The 15,854-nt window shown below is 72.4% G+C and carries 11 protein-coding genes; 6 read left to right on the forward strand and 5 right to left on the reverse strand.

Annotated elements, in window-relative coordinates; all coding sequences use genetic code 11:
• Positions 1 to 69: 69 nt before the first annotated feature.
• Positions 70 to 1,227, reverse strand: a complete 1,158-nt coding sequence (locus ACGFNI_RS09530) for an MFS transporter (RefSeq protein WP_393682126.1) — start codon at positions 1,225 to 1,227, stop codon at positions 70 to 72.
• A gap of 206 nt (positions 1,228 to 1,433) precedes the next feature.
• Here ACGFNI_RS09530 and ACGFNI_RS09535 point away from each other — a divergent pair, with 206 nt between their 5' ends.
• The 6 genes from ACGFNI_RS09535 to ACGFNI_RS09560 all read left to right on the forward strand — a co-directional run bounded on the left by ACGFNI_RS09535 (position 1,434) and on the right by ACGFNI_RS09560 (position 8,176).
• The gene (locus tag ACGFNI_RS09535; protein ID WP_393682128.1) at positions 1,434 to 1,823 is read left to right on the forward strand and encodes an ArsR/SmtB family transcription factor; all 390 of its coding nucleotides are present in this window, start codon (positions 1,434 to 1,436) and stop codon (positions 1,821 to 1,823) included.
• 285 nt (positions 1,824 to 2,108) lie between these two features.
• On the forward strand, positions 2,109 to 3,158 hold the full coding sequence (gene trpS, locus ACGFNI_RS09540; RefSeq protein WP_393682207.1) for a tryptophan--tRNA ligase: 1,050 nt from the start codon (positions 2,109 to 2,111) through the stop codon (positions 3,156 to 3,158).
• Positions 3,159 to 3,559: 401 nt separating this feature from the next.
• Positions 3,560 to 4,732, forward strand: coding sequence for a cytochrome P450 (locus ACGFNI_RS09545; RefSeq protein ID WP_393682129.1), 1,173 nt, complete (start codon positions 3,560 to 3,562; stop codon positions 4,730 to 4,732).
• 178 nt (positions 4,733 to 4,910) lie between these two features.
• Complete coding sequence (locus ACGFNI_RS09550; RefSeq protein ID WP_393682130.1) at positions 4,911 to 5,780, forward strand: universal stress protein; 870 nt, start codon at positions 4,911 to 4,913, stop codon at positions 5,778 to 5,780.
• A gap of 180 nt (positions 5,781 to 5,960) precedes the next feature.
• Positions 5,961 to 6,869 (forward strand): universal stress protein, encoded by a 909-nt coding sequence (locus ACGFNI_RS09555; protein WP_393682132.1) that lies wholly within the window; start codon positions 5,961 to 5,963, stop codon positions 6,867 to 6,869.
• A gap of 221 nt (positions 6,870 to 7,090) precedes the next feature.
• The gene (locus tag ACGFNI_RS09560; protein ID WP_393682133.1) at positions 7,091 to 8,176 is read left to right on the forward strand and encodes a DUF2637 domain-containing protein; all 1,086 of its coding nucleotides are present in this window, start codon (positions 7,091 to 7,093) and stop codon (positions 8,174 to 8,176) included.
• Between the two features lie 35 nt (positions 8,177 to 8,211).
• Here ACGFNI_RS09560 and ACGFNI_RS09565 read toward each other — a convergent pair whose 3' ends face one another.
• The 4 genes from ACGFNI_RS09565 to ACGFNI_RS09580 all read right to left on the reverse strand — a co-directional run bounded on the left by ACGFNI_RS09565 (position 8,212) and on the right by ACGFNI_RS09580 (position 15,782).
• Positions 8,212 to 8,586 (reverse strand): ATP-binding protein, encoded by a 375-nt coding sequence (locus tag ACGFNI_RS09565; RefSeq protein ID WP_393682134.1) that lies wholly within the window; start codon positions 8,584 to 8,586, stop codon positions 8,212 to 8,214.
• A 276-nt stretch (positions 8,587 to 8,862) separates the two neighbouring features.
• Entirely contained in the window at positions 8,863 to 10,605 is a 1,743-nt protein-coding gene (locus tag ACGFNI_RS09570) for a pyruvate dehydrogenase (RefSeq protein WP_393682136.1), read from the reverse strand.
• Between the two features lie 186 nt (positions 10,606 to 10,791).
• On the reverse strand, positions 10,792 to 12,141 hold the full coding sequence (locus tag ACGFNI_RS09575) for a protein phosphatase 2C domain-containing protein (protein ID WP_393682137.1): 1,350 nt from the start codon (positions 12,139 to 12,141) through the stop codon (positions 10,792 to 10,794).
• A gap of 101 nt (positions 12,142 to 12,242) precedes the next feature.
• Positions 12,243 to 15,782 carry a S8 family serine peptidase gene (locus ACGFNI_RS09580; RefSeq protein WP_393682138.1) on the reverse strand — a complete coding sequence of 1,180 codons (3,540 nt, stop codon included), beginning with the start codon at positions 15,780 to 15,782 and terminating at the stop codon, positions 12,243 to 12,245.
• Between the last annotated feature and the right edge of the window lie 72 nt (positions 15,783 to 15,854).

Genomic DNA, 15,854 nt, shown 5'->3' on the forward strand with positions numbered 1-15,854 from the left:
GGTCACCCTCAACTCCCGTCCCTCATAGGGTAGTTCGGGTAGCGCCGCGCACTCCCCCACTCCCCTCCCTCAGACCGGTTCCGCGATCCGGCGGCGGGCGGCAGCCACCACCAGACCACCGGCGACGGCGAGTGCCGCGAGGACGGCGGCGAAAACCGTCGCCCCGGTCGTCAGCCCCGTGGCGTCGCTGAGGTAGCCGGCCGCCACCGGCAGGGAACCGGCCAGCAGGTAGCCGCCGACGTTGAGCGCGGCGATGGCCTCGGCCAGACGCCGCGGCGGGACGGCGGAGTTGAGCAGGGAGAGGCCGCCGAGCTGGCCCAGGCCCTGGCCCGCGCCCGCCAGCACGGCGGATGCGGTGAGCGCCGGGACGGACGAGGCGTGCACCGCGACGACCAGCGCCGCCGTGCTGAGTGCCGTACTGACGGCTCCGGCCATGAGGACCGTGCGCCTCCGCAGCCGCTGCACCGCGAACTGGACGCCGGTCGCGACGAGGAACATCACGAAGGCCATGCCTCCCGCGACCACCCGGCTGGTGGTGTGCAGCGCGCCGGACAGCAGCGAGGGTCCGAGCGACAGCACGAACGAGGTCGCGGTGATGCCGGGGCCGAACGCGGCGATGCCGAGCACCAGTTGCGTACGGCTCTCGCGCGGCACCCCGGGGACGCGTATCCAGGCCCCGCCGCCCGTCGCGGCGGGACGCGGCACCGGCATCCGCGCCACAACGAGAGCGGCGGTCGCCAACAGCACCGCCTCGACGAGGAACACCGTGACGGTCGGCGCCGGGAGCGTCTCGGACAGGACACCGGCGAGGAACGGGCCGAGCCCCGCCCCCAGGACCATCGCGCAGGACGCGAGCAGGGCCGCCAGCCGCTTACGCCGCTGCCCCGCCACGTCCGTCACCGCCGCCATGCCCGCGGAGACGGCCGCGCCGACGGCGATGCCGGTCAGCAGCCGCGCCACGACGAGAGCGGCCACCGAGGACGCGGTCGCGAAGATCCCGCAGGCCACCAGGGCCAGACCGAGCGCCGGCAGCAGCACCCGCTTGCGGCCCAAGCGGTCGGAGACCACGCCTGACACCAGCAGCGATCCCAGCAGCCCCACGATGTAGCAGGCGAAGATTACGGTGAGCATGCCCTTGGAGAAGCCGATGTCCCGCTGCCAGAGCACATACAGCGGAGTGGCGGCATTGGACAGCACGAAAATCGCGGTGACCGGCCATGCCGCCATCCAGATCCACCACACGGGCGCCGGGCCAACACCCTCTGAAATCACACCCGTTCGGGAAGCATCCCGCTCACGCACCGCGCCCCGGGGCACCGTTGGACTCACCGACATGGGCATTCCCTCCACCGTCCAGTACGAGTTGAATCGAACTTAGCATGCAGTACGATCGAACTCGTACTTACGGGTGACGTCGCAAGAAAGGGGTGGCCATGCCGTCCACCGAGCCTCCGGAGTCCGTCATCAAGGTCCTGCCGGAACCCCCCGGCCTGCCGGAACCGCTGCCGGAACCCGCCGTGGCCGACCTCCGCCTGGAAACCGTGCTCGGAGCCCTGAGCGACCCCCTGCGGATGGGCATCGTGCACGCACTCCTGGTGGAACGCGAGGAATTCGACCACCCCTGCGGCTGGTTCGGGCTCGACCGCCCGAAGTCCTCGCTCACCCATCACTTCCGCGCCCTGCGCGATGCCGGCATCACCCGGCAGCGCCAGTACGGCCTGGAGCGCCGCAGCCACGTACGCGTCGACGACCTCAACACCCGCTTCCCCGGCCTGCTCGACCTGATCGCCGCCTGGACACCGGACGCGAGCCCCGGGAAGTGAGCCGTCGCGGCGCTCGACGGCCCGCGGATGCGCCTGCCGCTGCGGACGGCCGACGTTATGATGTGTGCATGCATCGTTCTTCATGCCTGACCTGGTGGCGCTCCTCGTAGGAGCGGCCACCTCTCACGCATGACCGGGCCGTTCACCGGACGGCCCTTTCGTCCTCCCTGGATCAGGGGTTCGCCGTCCCGATGACGGCAGCGACCCAGACCAGGAGAGTTCGTGATCACCACTTCCCCGACCCCGGGCACCGAATCCCCCGCAGCCGGTTCACCGGCGGATGCGATCGGGACGTCCGCCGCGCAAGCCCGCAGCGCGGAGCTGGAGAAGCTCATCCAGGAAGACCCGGGGCGCTTCCGCGTGCTGACCGGCGACCGCCCGACCGGGCGGCTGCACGTGGGCCACTACTTCGGCACCCTCCACAACCGGGTACGGCTCCAGGACCTCGGCGTGGACATGTTCGTGATCATCGCGGACTACCAGGTGCTGACCGACCGCGACGTGGCGGACAACCTCACCGGGCACGTCGAGGAACTGGTACTCGACCATCTCGCCATCGGCGTGGATCCGAACCGCAGCACGATCTTCACGCACAGCGCCGTTCCCGCGCTCAACCAGCTGCTGCTGCCGTTCCTCAGCCTGGTTTCGGTCGCCGAGCTGAGCCGGAATCCCACGGTCAAGGACGAGATCGCCCACTCGCGGCAGTCCTCCGTCAGCGGCCTGATGTTCACCTACCCCGCCCATCAGGCGGCCGACATCCTCTTCTGCAAGGCCAATCTCGTGCCGGTCGGCCAGGACCAGCTCCCCCACCTCGAGCTCACCCGGACCATCGCGCGCCGCTTCAACGACCGCTACGGCACCGGCGGTCCGGTGTTCCCCGAGCCCGACGCCCTGCTGTCGAACGCGCCGCTGCTGCTCGGCACCGACGGCACCAAAATGAGCAAGAGCCGGGGCAACGCCATCGCCCTGGCCGCCGACGCCGACGAGACCGCCGCACTGATCCGGCGCGCCAGGACCGACTCCGAGCGCCACATCACCTACGCCCCGGCCACCCGCCCCGAGGTGTCCTCACTCCTGCTGCTCGCCGCCCTCTGCCAGGGCAGCACACCCCAGCAGATCGCCGACGGCATCGGCTCCTCGGGAGCCGCCGCCCTGAAGAAGACCGTCACCGAAGCCGTCAACGAGTACCTGGCGCCGATCCGGGCCCGCCGCGCCCGGTACGCACAGGACCGCGGCTACCTCCGCCGGGTACTGCGCGAAGGCAACGAGCGGGCCAGGGACGTGGCCGACACCACGCTCGGCGAAGTGCGCAGGGCGATGAGGAGCGACTACTGAGGGGCAATGCCCGTGCGGTGACGGGCAGTTGACCGTCACCGCAGGCGGGAGGCGCCCTCCAGGGCCCGGGGCCAGCCCTGCTCGGCGAACACCCCACGTGTGGGTGAATTCCCCATGATCCATTGGCACTTGATCGACTACTGCGGTCAGGATGACCGGGGACCTCCGGCAGGCTCCGGCCCCGGGGCCCGGCGAAAGATCCCCAGCCGAACGCGCATCGAACCGGCAGCGTGAGTCGGTGCGTGAACAGGCCAGGGCCCGCATCCGGCCCGCGGCGAGCGCGGGGCCCCTGACCACGCACGGCTTCGCGCACGGCCCGGCCGTTGGATCCACGGTGCGGTCGGCGACAACGAACCGGCCACGTCAACAGCCCGCCGCTCCGGCGCGCCGACGGGAGATGCATGCCCACCACCGACTCCGTCCTCCCCCTGCACCGTCTGACCACCGCCGAGCCCGCACCACCCCGGCGCACGACCCTGCCCGACGGCACCCCTGCCTGGCACTTCAGCCGCTACACCGACGTCCGCTTCGTCATCAACCACGCCACCTTCCAACGTGACGCGCCGCCCGCGCCGGACGACGACATCACCAACTTGGTGGACGCCCCCGACGCGGTCGCCAATGTGCACGACGACCAGCACCTCCGGCTGCGCCGTGCCATCCAGCGCGCGTTCAGCCCCCGTGCGATCGCGCGCATGGCACCGTGGGTGGCCGCCGTCGTCGACCAGCTGCTCGACGCGCTCGTCGACCACGGCTCGCCAACAGACCTGGTCACCCACTACACCCAGCCGCTGCCCATCGCGGTCATGCGCAGGCTGACGGGCGTCCATGACGTCGACAACGCGCGCCTGCTGCACTGGGCCGAGCACGCCTTCGCCGGTGCCACGACGGACCTGGCGAAGACCACCGATGCCACCCAGGAGTTCACCGAGTTCACCATCAAGCTGCTGGACGAGCGGCGGCACACACCAGGTCCTGACCTGGTCAGCTCCCTGGTCCAGGCCACCGACGAGGAGGGGGGTATCACCGAGCCGCAGCTCGTCAACCTGGTCAGCACGCTGGTGGTGGGCGGCCACGACACCGCGATGACCATGCTCAGCAACTCCCTGCTCTACCTGCTGGGCGAGCGCCCCGAGGTATGGGCCCGCCTGGGCTCCGACGAAGCCGCGGCCCGTCTTCTGACCGAGCGCATGCTGCACCTGATCCCGCTCGGCGACCCCGACGAACGGCCCAACCCGCTCCGGGCCGGCGAGGACATCGACGTCGGCGGCGTCACCGTCCGGGCCGGCGAGATCGTCGTCGTCGACCGCGCCGCGGCCAACCGGGATCCGGCGGTGTTCTCGGATGATCCCTTCAGCGACCTGTTCGCACCGCTGGAGAGCCCGACCCTGGCTTTCGGCGGAGGCCGCCACTACTGCCCGGGTACCTGGCTGGCCCGCACCGAATTGCACCTCGGCCTGCACCGCCTCGCCGCCCGCCTCCCCGGCCTGCGCCTGACCACATCGGACGACGCCGTCGAGTGGCGTCTGGGCACCATCACCCGGAGCCCGCTGCACCTGCCCGCCACCTGGTAGGCGGCAGCGGCGCCCCTCCCCGCAGCCGCCGCTGCCACCGGCCCCGTGGCCGTCGCCGTTGAGCGCACACGGACGTCTCCGGGGCCGCACCTCCCACAGATCGCGATCACTGACGCTCACGATCGGCAGCACGGCTTCCGATTCGGCGGATGCCGGTGCGTGAGCGGAGGTGAGGGCCATGGAGCGCCCATGGGTCGTGGGAGTGGACGGATCGGATACCGCTGTGCGGTCGCTGGACTGGGCGGCGGACGGAGCGGCACGCCACGGGGCGACGCTCCGGATCGTGCACGCTTCCCTGTGGGAACGGTACGAGGGCGGGGCACAGGACCGGGGTCCGCTGCGCCCCACGGAGCAGGTGCTGGCGGATGACATCGTGCGATCCGCCGCCGAACGCGCCCGCCGCCGGCACCCCCACCTCGCGGTCGCGACGGAGGTACTCGCCGCCGACCCGGTCACGGCCCTGCTCGGGGAAGGGCACCACGCCTCGGTACTGGTGCTCGGCCGGCGGGGGCGCGGCAAGATGGCCGGGGTGCTGCTGGGTTCGGTGACCCTGGCCGTCGCGGGCCGGGCGCCGTGCCCGGTGGTCGTGGTGCGCGGGGAGCCCGCCGGCATCGCGGGGGCGCACGCGCGTGTGCTGCTCGGTATGGAAAAGGCGGCCGAGTCGCCGGACGCGGCGCGTTTCGCCGTGCGCGAGGCGGCGGCCCGCGGCTGTGCGCTGGAGGCCGTCCACGCCTGGCAGCACCCCGCGCACGAGCCGGGTGGCCCGTCGCCCCACCGGGAGGCCCGAAGCCGCCACGAGCAGGACGCCTGGCGGCTGCTGGACGGCCTCCGCGACGAAGTGGCAGGCGAGCAGCCCGAGGTACCGGTGCATCGCCTCGCGGTCGAGGGGCCCGCGCACAAGGTGCTGATGCACCGCTCGACCACCGCGGATGTCCTCGTCATCGGCGGACATCCCCGCGCTCACGGCGGCCCGCACCTCGGGCGGGTGGCCCGTACCGCGCTCTTTCATGCGGCGTGCCCCGTGGCCATCGTGCCGCAGCGGGGGTGAGCGCGGGCGCGGAACGACGCGTCCGAGGGGCCGGACGGCCGTCGGCCGGAGGGGCCGTTCGGTCCCCGGCGGCGCTGGTCGGCTCATTGAGCACCGGGCGGGACGACGCGCAGTCTTGACGTGCCCGGGGCGGGTCCGCCGGGACCTGCGCTCCTCGCCCTGTACCGGAAGAAGGACGCCATGGAGCCGGAATCGATCGCTGTGGGCCTCGACGGGTCGGTGGAGAGCCTTGCCGCGGCACGGTGGGCGGCCGATGAGGCAGACCGGCGCCAGGTGGTGCTGCGGCTGCTGCACGCCTGGATCCTGCTGGCCGCCGAGGCCCAGGACACACCCCCGGAGCGCGATCAGAACGCCGGCGCCCGGCAGATCGTGCGCCGGGCCGTGGAAGAGGTACGTACGCGCCACCCCGGCCTCGGGATCATGGAGGAACTGGTGGGATCCGAAGCGGTGCCTGCCCTGCTGCACGCGGCGGACGCATCGCGGATGGTGGTACTCGGATCGCGCGCCCTCACGGCGTGGGAGGGCTACGTGCTGGGCGATGTCGGCTGGGACGTGATCGGCCGGGCGGAGCGGCCCGTCGTGCTGGTCCGCGGCAGTTGGTCGGCGGAGGCAGCGGCGGAGGAGGCACGGACCGGATCCGCGCGCGGCACGCCGCAGCCGTCCGAGCCGAGAGTCGTCGTCTGCGTCGGCCTCAAAAGGCCGTGCGACGCGCTGCTCACCTTCGCCTTCGACGCCGCGGCGAGCCGCGGCATTCCGCTCCAGGTCCTGCACGGACGCCCGCTTCCCGTCCACGCCTACGTGCCCTGGGGGATCGAGCCCGACGTCGCGGCGGAGGTCACCAAGGACGCCGAGAAGGAACTGCACCAGGCCGTGGCTCCGTGGCGGGAGCGCTTCCCCGACGTACCGCTCCAGCTGACGGTGCTGCCGGAGAGCCCCTCGCACGCCCTGGTCAGGACCGTTGCCGGAGCCGAGCTGGTGGCGGTCGGCCGGCGGCTGCACCACCTGCTTCCCGCACCCCGTATCGGTCCCGTCGCGCACGCCGCCATCCATCACGTGACCTGTCCTGTGGCGGTGGTTCCGTACGGCTGAGGCGTGGGACCGGGGGCCAGGGCGGCCCACGCACCCACCCGTCAGGGTGACTTCCTTCGAACTCAACTCGCCTGTCACGTCCAGGAGTTCGACGCCAAAGTGGTGCATGCCCGCTTCATCGCGCTCATTGGCGTGCTCTTGTGCCGAATCCCCCTGTACCGGCCGGGCGTTCCGCCAGAATGGCGCGCGGAAGCGCGGAACGCGAGGCAAGGAATCCCGGAATGAGAATGACCGACATATCGCTGGATTGGCTGGTTCCGGCGGCACTGCTGCTCGTCGGCATCCTGGTGGCTGTCGCGGTGGTCGCGCGCGGCAGGCGCTCGGCGGGCCGTCCGTCCGGTGATGACTCCTGGGAGCGCAGCGAGGACCGCAGGCGCCGCAAGGAAGCCGTCTACGCCATGGCCTCGTACCTGCTGCTGTTCTGCTGTGCCGCGGTCGCCGCGGCGCTGTCCTTCCACGGTCTGGTCGGCTTCGGTGTGCAGAACCTCAACCTCTCCGGAGGCTGGGAGTATTTGGTGCCGTTCGGGCTCGACGGTGCGGCGATGTTCTGCTCGGTGCTCGCCGTGCGTGAGGCCAGCCACGGTGACGCGGCGCTCGGCTCGCGTCTGCTGGTGTGGACGTTCGCCGGTGCGGCTGCCTGGTTCAACTGGGTGCACGCGCCCCGGGGGCTCGACCACGCGGGCGCGCCGCAGTTCTTCGCCGGGATGTCGCTGTCGGCCGCGGTGCTCTTCGACCGGGCGCTGAAGCAGACCCGGCGGGCGGCGCTGCGCGAGCAGGGTCTGGTGCCCCGCCCGCTGCCGCAGATCCGGATCGTGCGCTGGCTGCGGGCCCCTCGGGAGACCTTCGCCGCCTGGTCGCTGATGCTGCTGGAGGGGGTGCGGTCGCTGGACGAGGCCGTCGAAGAGGTCAGGGAGGACCGCAAGGAGAAGGAGCGGAACCGGCTGCGCAGGCGGGAGCAGGGCAAGCTCGACCGGGCCAGGATCAAGGCCATCAACCGGCAGCACCGCTCCTGGGGCGTCGGCAGGCAGGGGCGTCAGCTGGCGGTGCCCCAGGGGGCGACGGCCACCGCGACCGCGGACGTGCCGGGTCCTGACCCCGCCATAACCGACGGACCGCCCTCGCTGCCCGCGGGGGAACTGCCGTTGCGTTCCCGGCCTGCCCTCAAGGCGGTGAGCGGCGCCGATGGCGACCCCGCCGCCCCCCGTCCGCAGTCCTTCGACCTCACGGCGGAGGACGACACCCAGACCCTCCCCCGGCTGGACTCCCTGGAGGAGAAACTCGCCGCGATCGAGCGGCAGTTCGGCTGAGATACGGCGGGCCCGCCCGGCCTCACGTCACCGGGTCAGGCCGGTCCGCCCAGCTCGAACCAGACGCTTTTGCCGAGGCCGTGGGTGCGTACGCCCCAGGCGTCGGCGAGGGTGCGGACCAGGAACAGGCCACGGCCCGACGTACCGTCACCGGTCGGCGCCCGCGGCTCCGGGCGGGTGGTGGCGCAGTCGCGGACCTCGACGCGCAGCCGGTCGGTGACCGTCGCGGTGACGACGGCGCCGCCCGTGGTGTGCACGAGGGCGTTGGTGACCAACTCACTGATCAATAACGACGCGATGTCCGATATATCGCCGTGCGACGGTGCGGCCCAGCGGCTCAGCATCCGGCGTAGCTCCCTGCGTACGTCGGCCACCGCGCTCAGGTCAGCTTCCTGGACCTTGCACTCCATCACCCACGGTTCGCATGCGGCAACTGCCGTCCCCCGGCTCCCCCCGGTCGTCCGTTCCCGTCCGTCCCGCTCCTGGCGCCACACAGGCTGCCGCATCATCTCCCCCGCCCCGAACGTCCCCTCAGGACCGCTCTCTCGAACAGCCTCACGGTGATGCATGCCCACGGGGCAAGGCGACATGCTTGCCGTTTCAAGGTTCCGCCGCGGCGGGCCCCGGGGCATGTGGAAGGGCGCCGGATCCGGCCATCAGCAGGCCGGATGCCGTATGGCGGGATGTCATCTCCGGGGAATATTCCGGAGGTTGGAGCGCGCCATCTGGAGCATCCGGCCGACTCCGCCGTCCAGCACGATCTTGCCGGCCGACAGCGCGAAGCCGGACACCATCTCGGCGCTGATCTTCGGCGGGATGGACAGCGCGTTGGGGTCGGTGACGATGTCGACCAGCGCCGGGCCCTTGTGCGCGAACGCGTCCCGCAGCGCGCCGCGCAGCTGCTTGGGCTTCTCCACCCGCACGCCGTGCGCGCCGGCCGCACGGGCGAGCGCCGCGAAGTCCGGGTTGTGGTTGGTGGTGCCGTACGAGGGGAGGCCGGCGACCAGCATCTCCAGCTCCACCATGCCCAGCGATGAGTTGTTGAACAGCACGACCTTGACCGGCAGGTCGTACTGGACCAGGGTCAGGAAGTCGCCCATCAGCATGGTGAATCCGCCGTCGCCCGACATCGACACGACCTGCCGCCCGCGGTCGATGAACTGGGCGCCGATGGCCTGCGGCAGCGCGTTCGCCATCGATCCGTGGGTGAACGAACCGATCACCCTGCGACGGCCGTTGGGGCTCAGGTAGCGGGCCGCCCAGACGTTGCACATACCGGTGTCGACGGTGAACACCGCGTCGTCGGCGGCCTCTTCGTCCAGGACCGACGCCACGAATTCGGGGTGGATCGGGATGTGCTTCTCGACCTTGCGGGTGTAGGCGCTGACCACGCCTTCCAGTGCGTCGGCGTGCTTCTTGAGCATCCGGTCGAGGAAGGTGCGCTGTGACTTGATCTGCACCTTGGGTGTCAGGCAGCGCAGCGTCTCGCGGACGTCTCCCCAGACGGCGAGGTCGAGTTTGGAGCGCCTGCCCAGGTGTTCGGGGCGTACATCGACCTGGACGATCTTGACGTCGTCCGGCAGGAACGCGTTGTACGGGAAGTCCGTGCCGAGCAGGATCAGCAGATCGCACTCGTGGGTCGCCTCGTACGCCGCACCGTAGCCCAGCAGGCCGCTCATGCCGACGTCGTACGGGTTGTCGTACTGGATCCACTCCTTGCCGCGCAGCGCGTGCCCGACCGGGGCCTTGATCCGCTCGGCGAAATCCATCACCTCGGCGTGCGCGCCCGCCGTGCCGCTGCCGCAGAACAGGGTGACCTTGCCGGCCGCGTCGATCATCTCGGCCAGCCGGTCGATCTCGGCGTCGCCGGGGCGCACCGAGGGGCGCGAGGTGACCAGGGCGTGCTCGACGGCGCGGTCGGGTGCGGCCTCGGCGGCGATGTCGCCGGGCAGCGAGACGACCGAGACGCCGCTCTGTCCGACGGCGTGCTGGATGGCGGTCTGGAGGACCCGCGGCATCTGCTGCCTGCTGGAGATCAGCTCGCTGTAGTGGCTGCATTCGGCGAACAGCCGGTCGGGGTGGGTCTCCTGGAAGTAGCCGGTGCCGATCTCGCTCGACGGGATCTGCGAGGCGAGGGCGAGCACCGGGGCCATGGACCGGTGGGCGTCGTAGAGGCCGTTGATCAGGTGCAGGTTGCCCGGCCCGCAGGAACCGGCGCAGGCCGCGAGTCTGCCGGTGATCTGCGCCTCGGCCCCGGCGGCGAACGCGGCGGTCTCCTCGTGTCTGACCTGGATCCAGTCGAGGTCTGGGGTGCGGCGGATGGCGTCGACGACGGGGTTCAGGCTGTCGCCGACGACCCCGTACAGCCGCTGTACGCCGGCCCGCACCAGGATGTCCACGAATTGCTCGGCCACGGTCTGCTTCGCCATGTCGCGCTCGCTCCTTCGACGCCTTCGGTGGGCGGTTCCCTCCTCATCAACCCACGAGCGCCCGCGCTCCGCCTCCGCTGGCCGCGCGGCCCGCCCGCCATCGCCTGGTACCCGCGCCGGGGCGGCTCACCCGTATGGCGTCGCCGTCGTTCCCTGACCAGAGCCTCTCGTTCGGATCGGGCGGCCCTAGGTGTCCCACACGGTGACGGCGGTGCGGTCCTTGGCGTGGCCCTTGACGCGTATCTGTGCGGTGGCGAGGAAGGCGGTGAGGCCGGGCGGTTCCGGGGCCGACCAGTCGGTGGCGAGGCGGGAGGCGAACGCGGGCTCGTCGGCGAGCGGCTCGGCGAGACCGGCGCTGCACAGCAGCAGGGTGTCGCCGCGGCGGGCGGTGACGGTGCCGAAGACGAACGGGTCGGGGCGCGCGGGCTCGGGCGCGCCGGAGGAAGGGTCTTCGGCGGGCGGCGCCCCGGGGTCCAAGGGTGTGGGCTCCAGGTCCTGCCAGCCGTCGCCGTCCAGCCGTAGGGTGCCGCCCTCGCCCACGCCGAAGAAGACCCGCAGCCGGCACTCCGGGTCGGCGGGCAGCAGCAGGCAGCGCAGCGACGCCGTGTACTCCTGCGGGGCGCGGTCCAGCTCGGCGGCGCGGGACCGCAGCCTGCCGTAGCCGCGGTCGGTGAGCCGTTGCAGCCCGGACTTGAGTGCGCTGCGGTTGTCGGTGCGCAGGTCATCGGCCAGATGGGGGCAACTGCGGCCGACCGCGCCGCCGATCCAGGCGCAGGCGTCGTGCGCGGCGCGGTGGGCGCCGGCGACAGCGGGTGTGCCGGTGCCGACGGCGACCAGGATCAGGGTGTGCCGGCCGGTGCCGAAGCGGGAGATGAGCAGTGCGTCGCGGCGGGGTTCGCCCCGGTAGCGGGCGGAGTCCCCGCGCTGCGACGCGGCTCTGAGGGTGAGCGAGCCGTACTGGGCGCCGTCCAGGACCGTGTCGGGCACCAGTTCGCCGAGCGCCTCCGGGTCGGCGGGCGGCAGCGCCACCGGCTCGGGTGCGTAGGTCGGCGGCCGGTCCCCGATGAAGCCGACGGCCGGGTGCGGGGGCGGCGCGCCGCGAGGGGCGGGGAGCGGGCTCGCCCGCGGGGCGGCGACGGCGTCGCGTGGGGTGGTGGTGGCGGTACGCCGGATGCGGGTGGTGGGCTCGTCGTCGGCAGGGGGTGCGGGGGTGTCCGGGGGCGGTGGTACGTCGGGGGGCGGGGCGTCGGGCGTCGAGGGGGCGGAGACGGAGGCGGCTCGGGCCGGAGCGGCCCGGGATGCGACGGGTGCGGGCGGGGCGGGTCGCGGTGGGCAACCGACCGTCCGGAGTGCGGAGTTGACCCGTTCGTCCAGGGTGTCGGGGGATTTTCCGGGACCGGTGTCGCGGGGCGGCGGGTGCGGGGCGCGGCCGTTCGGGGCTCCGGGGGCGGCGGCTTCCCTGCCGGTGTCGGCTTCGCCGTACAGCTGCCGCCACCAGTGGTCCTCGTGGCCACGTCGTGCACCCTGCTGGTTCATGGACGGATTCTGCACAGCGGGGCGGCCCGGGAAACGGGGTGCGAAGGCGCATTCCGCCGGGCGGCCACCCCCACAGGTGGCCGCCCGGCGGAGTTCACAGGTCAGCGCACGTCATAGGCGCGGACCACGGTCTGGCTGACCGCGTTGCCGTGGGAATCGGTCAGTTCGGCCTTGAGTGTGACCTGTTTGCCCGTCGCGCCGGCGTGGTCGACGGTGGCCTTCCACGTGCCGTCGTGCTGTGCGGTCGGGGCGGCGGTCCAGGTCTTTCCGCCGTCGTAGGAGTAGGACAGCGCGGCCTTGGTGAGGTCGCCCGGGGTGTATCCGGCGTGGCCGTCGGCGGCGAGGGTGATCTGCTGGCCGTCGGTGGCGGGCAGGGTGTTGTTGCCGTCCTCCGGGACGCCGTAGTCGGGGAACAGGAGCGGCAGGCCCCGGGACTCCACGTCCTCCTCCAGGTGGGAGCGGAACGTCCAGGTGGTGGAAGTCTCCTGGGAGCGCAGCCAGTTGCGGTCCGATGTGGGGATCTTCTGGGTGTCGCGCCGCAGCGTGTACGCCGCTTCTTCCGCCGGTACCTCGAATACGCCGTTCGGGAACGAGCTGGTGCCGACCACCTTGCCGTCGCGGCGCAGTTCCAGGTTGCCGATGTCGCCGAAGGAGGCGCCAGGCGACCAGTGGTCGCCCGAGCCGTCGTTCCAGAATCCGGGGCCGAAGCCCATGAGGTTGCCCTGCCGTTCGGCGGCGAGCTGCAACGACCCGTCCTCGTTCAGCGGTGCGGTGGGCCGCAGCACCCCGCCGAACCACTCGTCGGTGCGCTGTTCGCCCGCGCGGTAGCTGCGGTCGCGGTCGGTGAGCAGGGCGCCGAACGGCATGGAGGTGAGGACCGAGTGCTGCCAGGACGTGCCCGGCGTGTAGAGCTCGGTGCGGGTGCCCGGCACATGGACCGGGTCGAAGAGCCCGACGTCCACCTGGTCCTGCGGGTTCCAGGCGGGGCGGATCGCCAGCAGGTCCAGGTAGTCGGCCGGTTTGCCCAGGGCGTGGTAGTCGGTCCGTACGGCGGCCAGGCCCTTGTCGCGCACCCGGTAGGTGCGGGCGGAGCCGACCGGCCCGTCCTCGGGGAAGGTCAGGTTGTAGACGTACGGCTGCCCGGCGGCCGAGCCGTGGCCGGTGCCCTTCGCGGCGTCCGTCCCGTAGGTGCGCCAATTGCTGCTGAATTCGTAACCGCCCTTGCGGGCACGGCCGTTGACCGCCGCGTAGACCTCCTGTCCCGCCTTGGTGGTGCTCGCGGTGCCTGCCGTCACCCAGGTGTCGTCCCACCAGCGGCCGTAGGACAGGACGGTCCTGCGTGCCTCGCCGGCGCGGTCGGTGCGGACCGTCAGCCGGTGGGCCTGCCGGGCGTCAAGGACCAGGGTGGTGTCCTTGGTCAGGCGGAACTCGGGGTGCGCGAGGTAGCTGAGGGACGCGTCGCCGGTCTCGACGAATCCGCTGATGAGGTAGGCGCCGGGCCGGAGCTGGAAGCGCTGTTCGGCCGCGCCGTCGTTGACCCGCCGCTCGCCGGTCGCGGTGTCGGTGGACACCACGTCGAGCGAGGAGGCACCGGCCGCGGGTGTGCCCGCCCGGTCGGTCATCTTGACCCGGAGGGTGACGGTCTCCGGCTGGACGTACAGGGTGAACGGCACCGTCACCCGCACCCCGTGCGCGGCGGTGGCCAGCACCCGGCCGCTGAGGTCGCCGTACTGGCCCTTCGTCAGGTGCGCGGACGGGTCGAGCTGCAGCGGCACGGTGACGGTCTTTCCGGCGGGCACGGTGACGCGGGACGCGCCGAGCCGGGCGGGGGTGGAGGTGACGGTGCTGCCGTCGTTCCCCTGCACCTCGCCGACCGTGAGCTTCAACTGCACGTCCTTGTCCGTGGTGTTGGTGTACGGGACGTCGACGGACGTGCGGTCGGACGGGTCCTGCGGCCAGCTGAAGTCCCCGCCCTGGACGGCGGGGGCCGCCAGCACCGGCTGCGTCGCGGCGGCGGCCACGTCGAGCCGTCCCGCGCCGATCTCGTCGGCGCCGCCGAACGCCTTCGCCTCACGGGTGCCGGCGCCGTTCTGCGCGGAGGACACCAGGGCCGACTTGACCTGCTGGGCCGTCCAGTCGGGGTGCGCCTGGCGCACCACGGCCGCGGCGCCCGCGACGTGCGGGGTGGCCATCGACGTGCCGGACATGGCGCGGTAGGCGAGGGCACCGCGGCCACCGGCGGAGGCCGCCGAGATGCCGACGCCGGGCGCGGCGATCTCCGGCTTGAGGGTGTGGGTGGTGAGCACCGGGCCCCGGCTGGAGAACGGCGCGGTGCTCTCGTCGCGGTCGACGGCCCCGACGGTCAGCACGCCGGGTGCGCAACCGGGCGATGACACCGACGGTTTGGCGGGGCCCGCGTTGCCCGCCGCGACCACGAACAGGGTCTTGGTGTTCTTGGCGAACTCCTGCGCCGCCTGCCCCATCGGGTCGGTGCAGTCGGTGGCTTCGGGCGAGCCCAGGCTCATCGACACGACGTCGGCGTGCTGGTCCACCGCCCACTGCATGCCGGAGATGATCCACGACGTGGCCCCGGAGCCGGTGTCGTCGAGCACCTTGCCGATCAGCAGCCCGGTGCCGGGCGCGACGCCCTTCTTCTTGCCGTCGCTCGCCGCGCCGCTGCCGCCGACCGTCGACGCGGTGTGCGTGCCGTGTCCCTGCACGTCGTCGATGCTCGCGTCGTCGGTGAAGTTCTTGCTGCCGGTGATCCGGCCCTTGAGGTCGGGGTGTTCCGCGTCGACGCCGGTGTCAAGGACCGCGACGTCGGTGCCCTTGCCGTCGAGCCCGGCGGCCCAGGCCCGTGGCGCGTTGACCTGCTTCGTCGACCGGTCGAGCGTGGTGTGCACCTTCCGGTCGAGCCAGAGTTTGCGCAGGCCGCCCGCGGCGCGTGCCCGGCCGGCGCCGAGGTCCTGCCAGAAGTCGCCTGCCCGCTTCTTGTCGGCGGACAGCGCGACTCCGTCGATGACGCCGAGCACGCTGCCGCGCTTCGCGCCCCGCGGCAGGCCGGGCACCGCGCGGGTCACGTCGACCGCGCCGCCGTACGTCGCGATCAGCGGCAACGCGCTGCGGTGCGCGTCGTCGTAGCCCTGCCGGACGAGGCCGCTGACGTTGAACAGTTCCTCGTCCACCCGCCCGCGGGCCAGCGCCCCGGCGGCGGTGTCCGGGTAGACGTACAGGTCCTTGCCCGACTGGCGGGTCTGCACGGACGGACGGCTGCCGTCCGCGCGGGGCAGTACGAAGGCGCTGCTGCGGCCCTTGGCGTCGGTGCGCAGCTGGACCCGGTCGCCGGTGACCAGCGTGACGGTGGCGGCGGTCGCGCCCTTGCCGACGGGCGCCCGGTCGCCGGTGACCGGCCGCGCTTCCGTCGTCCGTGGTGTGTGCGTACCGGCCGCGGGCTGCGCCTGGGACGGCACGGCCAGAGCGGTGGCCAGGGCGACGGCGACGGCCGCCCCCAGGCCGGTACGTGTGGCGGCCCGGCCGCGCCGCCGTGTGCGGGTGCCGGGACCGTTCCGTGCGTCGGTGTCGTCCCCCTGCCGTCTTCGCCACCGGAACGAGCCGTTCGACGAGCCAGAACGCATTGCCATCCCCATCCCCAACTGGTGCCGACTGCTGCTGCGGTGCCGACACCCTGGCAGAGCGCGGGGGGCCGCGGGGAT

This window comes from Streptomyces sp. NPDC048644, from assembly GCF_043199105.1.
Classification (GTDB): Bacteria; Actinomycetota; Actinomycetes; order Streptomycetales; family Streptomycetaceae; genus Streptomyces.

Coding starts and splice junctions, on each gene's coding strand:
- ACGFNI_RS09530 (WP_393682126.1), bottom strand. CDS start 1,227: ATGGCGGCATGGCCGGTCACCGCGATTTTCGTGCTGTCCAATGCCGCC.
- ACGFNI_RS09535 (WP_393682128.1), top strand. CDS start 1,434: ATGCCGTCCACCGAGCCTCCGGAGTCCGTCATCAAGGTCCTGCCGGAA.
- ACGFNI_RS09545 (WP_393682129.1), top strand. CDS start 3,560: ATGCCCACCACCGACTCCGTCCTCCCCCTGCACCGTCTGACCACCGCC.
- ACGFNI_RS09550 (WP_393682130.1), top strand. CDS start 4,911: ATGGAGCGCCCATGGGTCGTGGGAGTGGACGGATCGGATACCGCTGTG.
- ACGFNI_RS09555 (WP_393682132.1), top strand. CDS start 5,961: ATGGAGCCGGAATCGATCGCTGTGGGCCTCGACGGGTCGGTGGAGAGC.
- ACGFNI_RS09560 (WP_393682133.1), top strand. CDS start 7,091: ATGAGAATGACCGACATATCGCTGGATTGGCTGGTTCCGGCGGCACTG.
- ACGFNI_RS09565 (WP_393682134.1), bottom strand. CDS start 8,586: ATGGAGTGCAAGGTCCAGGAAGCTGACCTGAGCGCGGTGGCCGACGTA.
- ACGFNI_RS09570 (WP_393682136.1), bottom strand. CDS start 10,605: ATGGCGAAGCAGACCGTGGCCGAGCAATTCGTGGACATCCTGGTGCGG.
- ACGFNI_RS09575 (WP_393682137.1), bottom strand. CDS start 12,141: ATGAACCAGCAGGGTGCACGACGTGGCCACGAGGACCACTGGTGGCGG.
- ACGFNI_RS09580 (WP_393682138.1), bottom strand. CDS start 15,782: ATGGCAATGCGTTCTGGCTCGTCGAACGGCTCGTTCCGGTGGCGAAGA.